The following is a 12,749-nucleotide window of genomic DNA, read 5'->3' on the forward strand; positions in this document are numbered from 1 at the left end:
AATTTTATGACCATCATTATATTCCAGGCGTCTTAACAAGATCTTAACTGGATAGGAAATTAGAGAGTGCTGACAAAGAAGAGAATGGTTAGCGGTGGGAGATTTACAATTTTATTCGCTTTATTAAAACATTATTAAATTCCAGAAAAATCTTAATGGAACGTTAAGATAATCAGCATTGAATCGAGGATGATTACAGCGTAACTTAAGCAATTCCTGCTTCCAGACTATGAATGGGCATCATGGTGCTCCACTGTCTGCACCCTGGACATTGCCAGTGGAGAGTTTTACCTGAAAAGCCACAGGAGGTGCACTGATAGTCCGGCTTGTTTGCAAGGATTTTTTTCATAAGCTTTTGCACAATATGCAAATCTTCTTTCGCCTGTCCCTGCACGCCTGAAATATAGAGATTAATAAATAGATTTAACCCGCCTAAAGAAGGATAACGGCGCACATAGTCCGCTACAAATTGGGCAGCCACCTTGTCGCCTTTCCATTTGCGAATACGCTCGGCAAGAATCAACACAACCGGTGTGCGGGGATATTCTTCTACCAAATTCTTAAGGTAAGTCACGAGCTCGTCTTCCTGTCCCAGCCTCTCGTAGCAGGATGCCAATAAATCGATAGCTTCTGATAAATAATGCGGGTTCTGATCCTTTATCCGTTTTAGATTGCGTAACGCCGATTTAAAATCGCCCTGTTCCATATCAATTTTGGCTTTAAGCAAACTGGCTCGCACACAGGATGAATCGACTGCAGAAGCTTCTTCCAGATGCCGCGCCGCCACTTCATAGTCACCTTTATTAAATGAAGCTTCAGCCAGTTCACAATAATAGTGCGCGATAACAGGCTGCATATTTTGACGTGTCACTGATTCGTATCGTGTCGCGATTTGGACTGCATTTTCCCAATCCTTTTCCTGCTGGTAGATGTCAATCAATGTGCGCAGCGCTTGCGCTGAATGGGACTTCGCATTTACCAACTCAAGAAAAATTCGCTCCGCACGATCAAGCATGCCGGCGCTTAAATAATCCTGGCCCAACTCAAACAGGGATTGTTCGCGGTAAATTCTTTCCAGTTGCGGACGTGCAATGAGGTTTTGATGAATGCGGATAGCACGATCCACTTCGCCGCGACGGCGAAATAATTTTCCGACAGCAAGATGCGTCTCGACTGTATCGCTATCTACTTCAAGCATTTTAATGAATATGTCCACAGCCTTATCGGTTTCTTCATTGAGCAAAAAATTCAAGCCAATGAGATAATCACGTGGCAAATTTACTTTTCGTGGCGATTCTTCCCTCGGACGCGCTCGATAACCGAGCAGCCAGGCTGCACCTACGCAAATAAAAAAAAGTAGTATCCATACAATTTTCATCAAACTTTATCCTGTAAAGGGATAGCGCGTAAATTTTCAATTTCTTTTTCTGCTAAATTTAATCGCTGTCGCAAACGATAATTAGACATTTTGGCCTTGATCAGCAGCCAAAACCCAACAATCATGCCAATCAAACAGCCAAAGGCAAAAACTAGAACCAATAATAAGGAAAGAGGAAGTGAGCTCTGGTCAAAATAATAATTAATAGTAACAGACTCTGAATTTAAAGCAGCAAAGGTGATGCCAAAGATAATGATAATGAGTAAAAAAAAGTAACTGATGATGCGCACAATAGGGCTCCTAATCTGTACTTCCAACCGTATGCATGGGCACAAGACATGGAGAAATAGAGCATCAATCGCCGTCTGATGGGCGTATCGGTGCGCTCCTTGCCCGCCCTGCAAATTATTAAAAAACTTAACTCAGGAAACTTAAATTCTGAGCATGAACTACCCGCGATATCTCGCGCAAGTTGTCATTCCTGCATAGTACAGGAATGACATGCCGCGTCCATTTTTGAATAGTAAGTTTTAGCTGGCACTCGCTATTCAATTACCTCTAACCCACCCATATAGGGTTGTAATGCAGGCGGAATATGAATTCTACCCAACTCATCCTGATAGTTTTCCACTACTGCGATAAGCGTGCGACCAATGGCTAAACCCGACCCATTCAGGGTATGGACCAAGTCAATCTTACCTGATTCATCCCGCCAGCGCGCTTTCATGCGTCTTGCCTGGAAGCTTTCTGTATTACTACAGGATGAAATTTCCCGATAACGGTTCTGCCCTGGCAGCCATACTTCCAAATCGTACGTTTTAGCTGCACTAAAACCGATGTCCGCTGTGCAGAGTGCGACAACGCGATAAGGCAGTTCAAGGCGTTGTAAAACGGTTTCTGCATGCCGGGTTAATTCTTCCAGCGCTTCATAGGAAAATGCAGGCTGCACAATTTGCACCAATTCCACTTTTTCAAACTGGTGTTGACGCAGCATGCCGCGAATATCCTTACCATATGACCCTGCTTCACTGCGAAAACAGGAACTATAACAAGCATATTTAATGGGTAACTGATCTGCGTTGACAATCGAATCACGCACTGTGTTGGTGACGGGAATTTCCGACGTGGAAATTAGATATCGCTCGCCTTCGCCATTGACTGCAAATAAATCCTCCTTGAACTTGGGCAATTGTCCCGTCCCAAACAGACAGTCTGCATTCACAATGTAAGGTACCAGAATTTCCTGATAACCATGCTCGTTAATATGCAGATCCAGCATGAATTGGATAAGTGCACGCTGCAACCGGGCCATTGGCCCACGTAATACTACAAAACGCGAGCCTGAGAGCGCAGCCGCCGTTTCAAAATCAATCCAGCCCTGATTGGCGCCCAATTCAACATGATCTTTTGGTTTAAACGAAAACTGTCTGGGTTCGCCCCAAACACGAACGACTTCATTATCGTCTTCGCTCTTGCCGAATGGAACGGATGCATGCGGAATGTTAGGCAGCCCAGCAAGAAAATCATCGAGTTCCGTTTGTGTCTGTGCAAACTTGGCTTCAAGCGATTTGATTGCCTCACTTACATCCTTAAGTTTTGCCAATACTTCATCGACATTTTTCCCTGCTGCTTTCGCCATGCCCACTTCTTTGGAGCGTACATTGCGTTCGTTTTGCATTTCCTGCAGCTTGACTTGTAAATGTTTACGTTGTTCTTCCAGTGTATTGAACTTGGTTGTATCAACAACAAAGCCGCGCTTTTTTAACTGCGCGGCTACTTCGTTGATATCATTACGAACGAGTTTAGGATCCAGCATAAATCAGCTTGCCACCTTTGCCAAAACTTGAGCTGCCATTTTGCCGATTTCAGCAGGTGAGCGAACCGTATGCACACCAGCAGCTTCGAGCGCCTTGAATTTTTCCGCAGCCGTTCCTTTACCGCCTGCAATGATAGCACCCGCATGACCCATGCGTTTGCCGGGCGGTGCAGTAACACCAGCGATGTAGGCTACCACAGGCTTCGAAACATGAGACTTGATAAATTCTGCAGCTTCTTCTTCAGCGCTGCCGCCAATCTCACCCACCATCACAATGATTTCAGTCTGCGGATCTTTCTCAAACATGGCGAGCACATCGATAAAATTGGTGCCCGGGATAGGATCACCGCCAATGCCGACACAAGTGCTCTGGCCTAAATCAAGATGCGAAGTCTGATGAACAGCTTCATAGGTTAATGTACCAGAACGTGAAACAATACCTACCTTGCCGGGCTTGTGAATATAGCCTGGCATGATGCCAATCTTGCATTCGCCCGGTGTAATGACGCCTGGACAATTAGGACCGATCAGGCGCACACCTGGATGCTGGTCAAGACAAGCTTTCACTTCCAGCATATCGAGTACAGGAATACCTTCCGTAATACAGACAATCAACTTAATACCCGCATCAACGGCTTCCAAAATGGAGTCCTTGCAGAATGGCGCGGGTACATAAATCACAGAAGCGTCTGCTTTGGTTTCTTCATAAGCTTCTTTAACTGTATTAAAAACAGGTAAACCCAGATGGGTTTGACCACCCTTTTCCGGTGTCACGCCGCCTACCATCTTGGTGCCGTACGCGATAGCCTGTTCAGAATGAAATGTACCTTGTTTGCCGGTGAACCCCTGACAAATTACTTTTGTTTGTTTGTTAACTAGAATACTCATTGCGTTTATACCTTTACGTTAGCTGCTGCATTAACAACTTTTTTTGCAGCATCCGTGAAGCTCTCTGCAGCAATAATATTAAGTCCCTTGGTTTTACTTGTATCGCTCAGCATTTTCGCGCCCAATTCCGCATTGTTGCCTTCCAGCCGTACGACCACAGGCAGAGAAGTACCCACTTCAGAAACAGCGCCGATAATGCCTTCTGCAATTAAATCGCAGCGAACGATACCGCCAAAAATATTGATCAGAATGGCTTTGACTTTTTTATCCGACAAAATAATCTTGAAGGCTTCAGCAACACGCTCTTTAGTCGCGCCACCGCCTACATCCAGAAAGTTGGCCGGATTGCCACCATGCAGCTTGATCATGTCCATCGTCGCCATGGCAAGGCCTGCGCCATTGACCATGCAACCGATATCACCGTCGAGGGCAATATAATTAAGCTCCCAATCACGGGCACGATTCTCGCGCTCATCTTCCTGTGAAGGATCACGCATGGTGCGGAGCTTGGGTTGACGATAAAGTGCATTGTCATCAATATTGATTTTGGCATCGAGACACAACAGATTACCTTGCTTGGTAATGACAAGTGGATTGATTTCAAGCAGGCTGAAATCACATTCTTTAAACATTTTGCCTAATCCCATGACAAGATGGACAAATTGTTTAATCTGTTCGCCTTTTAAACCCAATCCAAACGCTAACTGACGCCCCTGATAAGGCATAATGCCCACCGTCGGATCCACTGTGACTGTCAGGATTTTTTCCGGGGTTTTTTCTGCCACTTTTTCAATTTCCACACCACCTTCCGTTGATGCCATGAAAACAATTCGCTGCGTTGAACGATCGATCACGGCACCCAGATAAAGTTCCTGTGCAATGTCACAGGGTTCTTCGATAAGCACCTGATTAACCGGCTGGCCTTCCGCTGTCGTTTGATAGGTCACCAGATTCGTGCCTAAGAGCGAGCGCGCGACATCAGCAAGTTCATCTTTGGTTGAAACCAGTTTCACACCGCCAGCCTTGCCTCTGCCGCCAGCATGAACCTGCGCCTTCACGACCCAGCGTGGTGTCGCCATTTTATTTGCAATATGAATAGCTTCTTCTACATTTGCAGCAACCTCGCCGCGGGAAACAGGTAATCCATAGTCTGCCAATAATTGTTTGGCTTGGTATTCATGGAGATTCATTGATGGTTATACCTCTAGAATTAAGCGTGATGGATCTTCAAGTAGTTCTTTAATGGTTACAAGAAATGTTACGGATTCTTTACCATCAATTAAGCGATGATCATAAGAAAGAGCAACATACATCATCGGCCGAATGACAATCTGGCCGTTTTCAACCACAGGACGTTCCTGAATTTTATGCATTCCTAAAATTGCACACTGTGGAGAATTCAAAATCGGTGTTGCCATCAGTGAGCCAAACACGCCACCATTGGTGATCGTGAAAGTTCCACCCTGCATTTCTTCTAGCGTTAATTTGCCAGATCGTGCCTTTTCAGCTGATTCGGCAATTTTCGCTTCGATTTCAGCCATGCTCATCTGATCCGCATCGCGAAGCACTGGCACAATCAAACCGCGTTCCGTTGAAACGGCAACACCAATATCATAAAAGCCGTGATAGACAATATCATTGCCGTCAATAGAAGCATTCACAACTGGAAAACGTCTCAATGCTTCCACACAGGCTTTCACAAAGAAAGACATAAAACCTAAACGGACTTTATGCGTTTTTTCAAATTTTTCTTTATAGCGATTACGAAGCTCCATCACGTGCTGCATGTTAATCTCATTGAATGTAGTCAACATGGCTGTGTTCTGGGTAACTTCCAGCAAACGTTCAGCAATACGTGTACGGATGCGCGTCATGGGAACCCGCTTTTCCGGACGTGCACCAGTGGGTATGCGCTCTTCCAAACCCAATGTTTGGCTGCTGATAGCCGACATCACATTTTCTTTGGTGATTCGACCACCCTTACCTGTGCCTTCGACGCGAGAAACATCCACATCATGCTCCGCTGCAGCACGACGGGCGGACGGCCCTGCCGGAGGCATTTTTTGAGGTGCTGAAGACGCATAAGCCTCCGCTTTTTTAGGAGCGGCTTCTTTCTTTTCCTCTTTTACTTCCTTCGGTTCGGCACGGGCAGAAGCGCCTTCCTCAATAATCGCGAGGATTTCCTGCGCCTGGACTGTGCTACCAGTCTGCTTGACAATTTTCTTTATTACACCATCAACTGGCGCAGGAACTTCAAGCATTACTTTATCTGTTTCCAGGTCGACAATATTTTCATCACGCGAAACGCTGTCGCCTTCTTTTTTATGCCAGGTAGAAACCGTTGCATCCGAAATGGATTCAGGTAACTGTGGAACTTTAATTTCAATGGACATCGTTGTTTCCTTATTTCGTTAATGCCTGAGTAACTATTTCTTTTTGTTCTTTCTCATGTACAGAATGATAACCTACGGCGGGTGATGCAGAAGAAGCTCTTCCCACATAACGCAATGTCTGGTCTTTTCCTAACACATCAGTAAGACTGGGTTCCATGGTAATCCACGCGCCTTGGTTTTGGGGTTCTTCCTGGCACCATATAACATCTTTCACATGATGATAAGGTTTTAAGACTTTCCTGCATACTTCTTCAGGGAAGGGGTATAACTGCTCAACACGCAAGATGGCCACATTATTGAGTTTCTTTTCGCGTCTTTGCTCAAGTAATTCGTAATATATTTTACCCGAACAGAAAATGACACGATCGACCTTTTTCGCATCAATTTTATCAATTTCAGGCATCACCAGCTGGAATTCGCCTTCGGCTAATTCACGAATGTCTGACGTCGCAAGCGGATTGCGTAACAGGCTCTTGGGCGTCATGACAATCAGCGGCTTGCGATAAGGCCGCAGCATTTGCCGGCGCAGCAGGTGGAAAATTTGTGCTGGTGTTGAGGGAACACACACTTGCATGTTTTCCTGCGCGCAAAGTTGTAAATACCGTTCAAGGCGCGCAGATGAGTGTTCAGGACCCTGGCCTTCATAGCCATGCGGCAGGAAGAGGACTAGCCCACACAAACGGCCCCACTTCTGTTCGCCCGAGCTAATAAATTGATCAATCACTACTTGCGCACCATTTGCAAAATCACCAAACTGCGCTTCCCAGATAACTAAAAAGTTAGGCTCTGCCGTGGCATAACCATATTCAAATGCCATCACCGCTTCTTCAGACAATAGTGAATCGACGAGATTGATATGCGCCTGTTTTTCAGAAATATGGCCTAGTGGTATATAAATTTCACCTGTTTTTTGATCATGCAGGATAGCATGACGATGCGCGAACGTGCCGCGGGCTGCATCCTGCCCGCATAGACGAATGGGGTAGCCTTCATCCAGTAGCGTAGCGTATGCCATCGTTTCAGCATAGCCCCAGTAAACCGGCATTTCACCCTGCGTCATTTTCTTTTGCGCATCCAGTCCTTTTTTAACCTGGGTCTGTACAGTGAACCCTTCAGGCAATTTTTCCAGTTTGCTGCCAATCTCCTGTAACCGTTTGAGCGGCACAGCGGTTTTCGTTTTTTCATCCCAATGCGTGCCTGCGAACGGTTCCCAGTTCACTGCATATTCATATACTGATTTGTCTTCTGCCATCTCAACAACGGTTTTGCCTTGATCCAGCGCACTACGATAAGCTTCCGCTATTTTTTTCTCTGCATTTTCCTCAATGAGCCCTTCTTCTCTCAGTTTTTTGGCATAGGAAAGATAAGGTACTTCCATCGCTTTGATGGTTTTATACATGATGGGTTGTGTTGCAGAAGGTTCATCCGCTTCATTGTGACCATGACGGCGATAGCATACGAGGTCAATCACGACATCGCGTTTGAAAGTATGTCTGTAATCAATCGCAAACAAGGCTGCAAAATAGACAGCTTCGGGATCGTTTGCATTCACATGTAAAATAGGGGCCTCGACCATTTTTGCAATATCGGTGCAATAAATAGTGGAGCGCGCATCTTTTGGATTGCTGATCGTAAATCCAACCTGGTTATTGACAACAATATGAATAGAACCACCCACTGTAAACCAGCGTGCCTGCGACATATTAAAGGTTTCCATCACAACGCCCTGGCCCGCAAAAGCGGCATCGCCATGGATCTGAATGGGCACCACGCGACGCTGGTCTGTATCACGACGGCGGCGCTGTCTGGCTCGCACAGAGCCTTGCACCACTGGAGAAACGATTTCCAGATGGGAAGGATTAAAGGCCAGTGCAATATGCATCGGGCCATATTTCGTTTTGACATCCGAGGAAGCGCCCAAATGGTACTTCACATCGCCTGAGTGAGTCGTTGAGATGCCCTTGCCTTCAAAAGCGGCAAAAATATCGTTCGGCGCCTTGCCGACCACATTCACAAGCACATTCAGCCGACCACGATGTGCCATGCCCAGAATAATTTCTTTTAGACCGTGCTGTGCGCTGCGATTCACGATGGCATCAAGCAAAGGAATTAAACTGTCGCCACCTTCCAGTGAAAATCGCTTTTGACCAACGTATTTGAAACCCAGGTATTTTTCCAGTCCATCCGCGACTACCAGCCTATCGAGAATACGCAGTTTTTCTTCCTGTGTGGGAACAAAACTCGCCCAGCCCCGCTCAATGCGCTCACGTATCCACTCCACTTCATCTGAACGGTTAATGTGCATGTATTCGAATCCGATCGATCCGCAATACACCTTACGCAAGCCTTGATAAATTTCATTCAAAGTGGCTGTTGCTTTATTCAGGCTCGTAAACGAACCGACATTGAATGTTTTTTTCAGGTCCTGATCGGAAAAATCATAATAGCCCAGCTCCAGGATGGGATTATAAACACCGCTATAAAGCCCAAGTGGATCAATGTTGGCCTGCAAATGTCCCAGACGCCGGAACGCTGCGATCAGTTCAATGACGCGTTCCTGCTGCTGCATTTGATAGGATTCGATAGCCGGCGCTGCCGCGACGCCAGCACGCTGTCGAGCAAGGCGAAGAAATTCATCCCGCACAGCCGAATGGGAAATATCCGGCGCGGAACGCGACATATGTTTCAACAAATTATCGAAATAATGACGCCACTCCGGCGCTACTTCATGGGGATTGGTCAAATAAGTTTCGTAAAGACCTTCTAAATAACTTTCGTTTCCTGCAGCAAGATAGGAATCTTGCCAGAGTTCCTGCATGGTTTTAGATTGAGTTGACATTTTAACACTACTCGTATCAATAAGTTATATTGTTTAGTTAAACCGATTCTTTGAGTATTTCATCTTTAATATGGTTAATAGCTTCTAATGGATTAAGATCCTTAGGACAGACATCAACACAATTCATGATGCCGCGGCAACGATACAAGCTGAAGGGATCGGTCAAATCAGCCAACCGTTCCTCTTTGTGCGTATCACGGCTGTCTGCGATGAAGCGATAAGCCTGGAGCAAGGCAGCCGGTCCCATATATTTATCAGGATTCCACCAGAAAGACGGACAGGATGTGCTGCAACAGGCACAGAGAATACATTCATAAAGTCCATCTAATTTGGCACGCTCTTCGGGTGACTGCAAACGCTCGGTAGCAGGTGCGGGTTCATCATTTTGCAGATAAGGTTTCGCTTTCCCGTACTGATCATAAAACTGGGTCATATCCACAACCAAGTCCCGGATCACGGGCAGTCCAGGCAGTGGACGAATCACAATCGGCTCGTTTAGTGAGCTTAAATGTGTTGTACAAGCCAGGCGATTCTTGCCGTTAATATTCATACCATCCGAGCCGCAAACACCCTCACGGCAGGAGCGCCGCAATGTCAGCGACTCATCTACCTTATTTTTAATGGTCAGCAGGGCATCGAGTACCATAACGCAATTATGCTCTTTGATATCAATATCAAAGTCCTGCATATAAGGTTTCTCATCTGTTTCTGGATTATAGCGGTAGATGGAAAAACGCATAGTTAAGCTCCCATTCGTTCGTTAATGCTTTTCTTCTCTGTTAACCAGCTTGATCGGTTCCATTCCTTCAGGCTTCATATTCACAGCACGGAATGCAACGCGGCCATCTTCAAAATAGAGTGAATGTTTAAGCCAGTTTTTATCGTCGCGATCCGGATAATCGTAACGCGCGTGCGCGCCGCGGCTTTCTTTACGCGTGTCTGCGCAATGTGCGGTGGCTATCGCAGTCGCCATAAGATTATCCAGTTCAAGCGCTTCAATGCGAGCGGTATTAAAACATTCGCTCTTGTCTTTGATGGAAGCATAATTCAACCTGTCCTTGAGTTCTTCCAGCTTGATAAAACCTTCTTTCATGTGTTCTTCCGTACGGAACACGCCAAAATCATCCTGCATCACCTTTTGCAATGCCGAGCGTATTTCATCCACACTTTCGCCTTTCTGATTGCCATTCCAACGATACAGACGAGCCAGTGCCTGTTCAATTTCGCTATCGCTCGCATCTTTAAACTCGAGCCCCTGATCAATGCTCTCCTTGACGTGCTTGCCTGCTGCGCGGCCGAAAATAACCAGATCCAGCAATGAGTTTGCACCCAGTCGGTTAGCGCCATGGACCGATACGCAGGCACATTCACCCGCTGCGTATAATCCTTCAATGATTTGATCCTCGCCTTTTGCATTTTGGGTAATCACTTGCGCGTGATAATTGGTAGGTATGCCGCCCATGGAATAATGACAGGTAGGGACAACCGGAATAGGTTCTTTAACCGGATCAACGCCTGCAAAGGTGATAGCTAACTCCCGTATGCCTGGCAAGCGCTCGCTTATTAATTTTTCACCCAGATGATCTGCTTTCAATAGTACAAAATCGCCCTTGGGACCTGCTCCACGGCCTTCGCGAATTTCAATGGCCGATGAGCGGGAAACAATGTCACGGCAGGACAAATCTTTCATGTGAGGCGCATAGCGTTCCATGTACCGCTCGCCATTTTTATTAATGAGATATCCGCCTTCCCCGCGCACGCTTTCACTGATCAAAGAGCCGGAGCCGTAAATGCCGGTAGGATGAAATTGCCAGAATTCCATATCCTGCAGCGGATAGCCCGCTCTTAACACCATACCAAAGCCATCGCCAGTATTGATGTGGGCATTAGTCGTTGACTGATAGATTCGGCCAGCACCGCCTGTTGCCAGAATAGTGGCGCGCGCATGAATGAACACCACCTCCCCGGTTTCAATACTGAGCGCTGTTACCCCTGCAATGCCGGATGACGTTTTAACAAGATCAATGGCAAACCATTCATTAAAAAATCGTGCTTTTGCCTGCACATTCTTTTGATATAAGGTGTGCAACATGGCGTGGCCGGTGCGGTCTGCCGCTGCCGCCGTGCGGTGCGCCTGTTCTTTGCCGTATTCCCGCGTAGCGCCGCCGAATGCGCGCTGATAAATTTTGCCGTTTTCCAGACGCGAAAAAGGCAAGCCCATATGCTCAAGCTCATAAATGGATTGTGGTGCATTTTTGCACATGTACTCAATTGCATCCTGATCACCTAAAAAGTCAGAGCCGACTACAGTGTCATACATATGCCAGCGCCAGTCATCAGGCTCGATATTACCCAGTGCTGCGTTAATGCCGCCCTGTGCAGAAACCGTATGTGAACGGGTAGGGAAAACTTTGGATATGACCGCGACGTTCAAGCCGGACTGGGAAAGTTCGATAGCTGCCCGCAAACCAGCGCCGCCTCCGCCTACAATAACCGCATCAAATGTGTGTGTGGCCACTTTCATTGATTAAACACTCCATAAAATCAAAATGCCCCAGATAAAACAGGCAGCTAACAAGAGAAGAACAAGTGCATGCAAAATAGTACGCAAGGGAAATGAATGAACATAATCAGTAAAAATGGTCCACATGCCTACCCACGCGTGAAACAGGATGCTCACCAGAAACAGTATCGTCGCTACTTTCATCCATGTGTGTGAAAACAAGGTATGCCATTCAGCAAAAGACAAGCCCGGATTGCATAAAAGATAAGCAACCAAGCCGATTGAATAAATTGCCATCAGAATCGCGGAAGCACGCTGAATTGCCCAGTCCCGCAGGCCCTGATGATTAACGCCGAGTACTGATTTTACCATAACCAAATTCCTGCCAAGATAACGAGTAAGAGAGAAAGAAGAAAAGTGATCATGCCCGACAATCTCCCGCCCTGGAGAGATGTCCCAACATGCACGTCCATCAACAGGTGACGAAGGCCAGCGACCAGATGGTAGCAGAAAGGAATAAGCAATAACCAGATGATCAATTTCACATAAAAGGCGCTCAGCCATTCCTGAATGCTTTCAAATCCGGGCTGCGTCAGTGAGTAAGACAATGCCCACAACACAAAGGGTATGAGCAAAAAAAGAGCAAAGCCAGAAATGCGGTGCAGGATGGAAATAATAGCAGGTATAGGAAACTTGATCGTAAACAGATTTAAGTTTTTTGGTCTCGATTTGTACACGTTTATATTTTCCTTTTGCAAAAGAGTACACTTCAAACGCATAAAGATTATATATTGAGATCACTGTAAATCAAAATAAATGCACCGAATTTTTATAATCCCCTCGTTTTTGCACACGCTTCTCGTCTGTTACAAAGAAATTATGCACAGAAGAACGTGTTACCCCATTTATCTTATGGTACGATTCGCCGCAAT

The 12,749-nt window shown here is 46.2% G+C and carries 11 protein-coding genes; all 11 read right to left on the reverse strand.

Going from position 1 to position 12,749, the window contains the following annotated elements:
• Window positions 1-205: 205 nt before the first annotated feature.
• The 11 genes from lapB to sdhC all read right to left on the reverse strand — a co-directional run bounded on the left by lapB (window position 206) and on the right by sdhC (window position 12,554).
• Entirely contained in the window at window positions 206-1,378 is a 1,173-nt protein-coding gene (lapB, locus tag AQUSIP_RS05660) for a lipopolysaccharide assembly protein LapB (protein ID WP_114834597.1), read from the reverse strand.
• Entirely contained in the window at window positions 1,378-1,668 is a 291-nt protein-coding gene (locus tag AQUSIP_RS05665) for a lipopolysaccharide assembly protein LapA domain-containing protein (RefSeq protein ID WP_114834596.1), read from the reverse strand. The genes lapB and AQUSIP_RS05665 overlap by 1 nt, the downstream gene beginning before the upstream one ends.
• 254 nt (window positions 1,669-1,922) lie before the next feature.
• Window positions 1,923-3,194 (reverse strand): serine--tRNA ligase, encoded by a 1,272-nt coding sequence (serS, locus tag AQUSIP_RS05670; RefSeq protein WP_114834595.1) that lies wholly within the window; start codon window positions 3,192-3,194, stop codon window positions 1,923-1,925.
• Window positions 3,195-3,197: 3 nt separating this feature from the next.
• Window positions 3,198-4,082: a succinate--CoA ligase subunit alpha gene (gene sucD / locus AQUSIP_RS05675; RefSeq protein WP_114834594.1), complete on the reverse strand. Its 885-nt coding sequence runs from the start codon at window positions 4,080-4,082 to the stop codon at window positions 3,198-3,200.
• Between the two features lie 5 nt (window positions 4,083-4,087).
• Window positions 4,088-5,272, reverse strand: coding sequence for an ADP-forming succinate--CoA ligase subunit beta (gene sucC, locus AQUSIP_RS05680; protein WP_114834593.1), 1,185 nt, complete (start codon window positions 5,270-5,272; stop codon window positions 4,088-4,090).
• A 6-nt stretch (window positions 5,273-5,278) separates the two neighbouring features.
• Window positions 5,279-6,475, reverse strand: coding sequence for a 2-oxoglutarate dehydrogenase complex dihydrolipoyllysine-residue succinyltransferase (gene odhB / locus AQUSIP_RS05685; protein WP_114834592.1), 1,197 nt, complete (start codon window positions 6,473-6,475; stop codon window positions 5,279-5,281).
• 10 nt (window positions 6,476-6,485) lie between these two features.
• On the reverse strand, window positions 6,486-9,314 hold the full coding sequence (locus tag AQUSIP_RS05690; protein WP_114834591.1) for a 2-oxoglutarate dehydrogenase E1 component: 2,829 nt from the start codon (window positions 9,312-9,314) through the stop codon (window positions 6,486-6,488).
• A 37-nt stretch (window positions 9,315-9,351) separates the two neighbouring features.
• A complete protein-coding gene (locus AQUSIP_RS05695) occupies window positions 9,352-10,053 on the reverse strand; it encodes a succinate dehydrogenase iron-sulfur subunit (protein ID WP_114834590.1) in 702 nt (233 codons plus the stop codon).
• A gap of 21 nt (window positions 10,054-10,074) precedes the next feature.
• Entirely contained in the window at window positions 10,075-11,838 is a 1,764-nt protein-coding gene (sdhA, locus tag AQUSIP_RS05700) for a succinate dehydrogenase flavoprotein subunit (protein WP_114834589.1), read from the reverse strand.
• A 3-nt stretch (window positions 11,839-11,841) separates the two neighbouring features.
• Window positions 11,842-12,189, reverse strand: a complete 348-nt coding sequence (gene sdhD / locus AQUSIP_RS05705; protein WP_114834588.1) for a succinate dehydrogenase, hydrophobic membrane anchor protein — start codon at window positions 12,187-12,189, stop codon at window positions 11,842-11,844.
• Complete coding sequence (sdhC, locus tag AQUSIP_RS05710) at window positions 12,183-12,554, reverse strand: succinate dehydrogenase, cytochrome b556 subunit (RefSeq protein ID WP_197737835.1); 372 nt, start codon at window positions 12,552-12,554, stop codon at window positions 12,183-12,185. The genes sdhD and sdhC overlap by 7 nt, the downstream gene beginning before the upstream one ends.
• Window positions 12,555-12,749 lie beyond the last annotated feature (195 nt).

Origin of the sequence: Aquicella lusitana, from assembly GCF_902459475.1 — a bacterium.
GTDB classification, from domain to species: Bacteria; Pseudomonadota; Gammaproteobacteria; order DSM-16500; family DSM-16500; genus Aquicella; species Aquicella lusitana.

Excerpts from the sequence above, each read along its gene's own strand:
- lapB (WP_114834597.1), bottom strand. The coding sequence starts at position 1,378 with ATGAAAATTGTATGGATACTACTTTTTTTTATTTGCGTAGGTGCAGCC.
- serS (WP_114834595.1), bottom strand. The coding sequence starts at position 3,194 with ATGCTGGATCCTAAACTCGTTCGTAATGATATCAACGAAGTAGCCGCG.
- sucD (WP_114834594.1), bottom strand. The coding sequence starts at position 4,082 with ATGAGTATTCTAGTTAACAAACAAACAAAAGTAATTTGTCAGGGGTTC.
- sucC (WP_114834593.1), bottom strand. The coding sequence starts at position 5,272 with ATGAATCTCCATGAATACCAAGCCAAACAATTATTGGCAGACTATGGA.
- odhB (WP_114834592.1), bottom strand. The coding sequence starts at position 6,475 with ATGTCCATTGAAATTAAAGTTCCACAGTTACCTGAATCCATTTCGGAT.
- AQUSIP_RS05690 (WP_114834591.1), bottom strand. The coding sequence starts at position 9,314 with ATGTCAACTCAATCTAAAACCATGCAGGAACTCTGGCAAGATTCCTAT.
- AQUSIP_RS05695 (WP_114834590.1), bottom strand. The coding sequence starts at position 10,053 with ATGCGTTTTTCCATCTACCGCTATAATCCAGAAACAGATGAGAAACCT.
- sdhA (WP_114834589.1), bottom strand. The coding sequence starts at position 11,838 with ATGAAAGTGGCCACACACACATTTGATGCGGTTATTGTAGGCGGAGGC.
- sdhD (WP_114834588.1), bottom strand. The coding sequence starts at position 12,189 with ATGGTAAAATCAGTACTCGGCGTTAATCATCAGGGCCTGCGGGACTGG.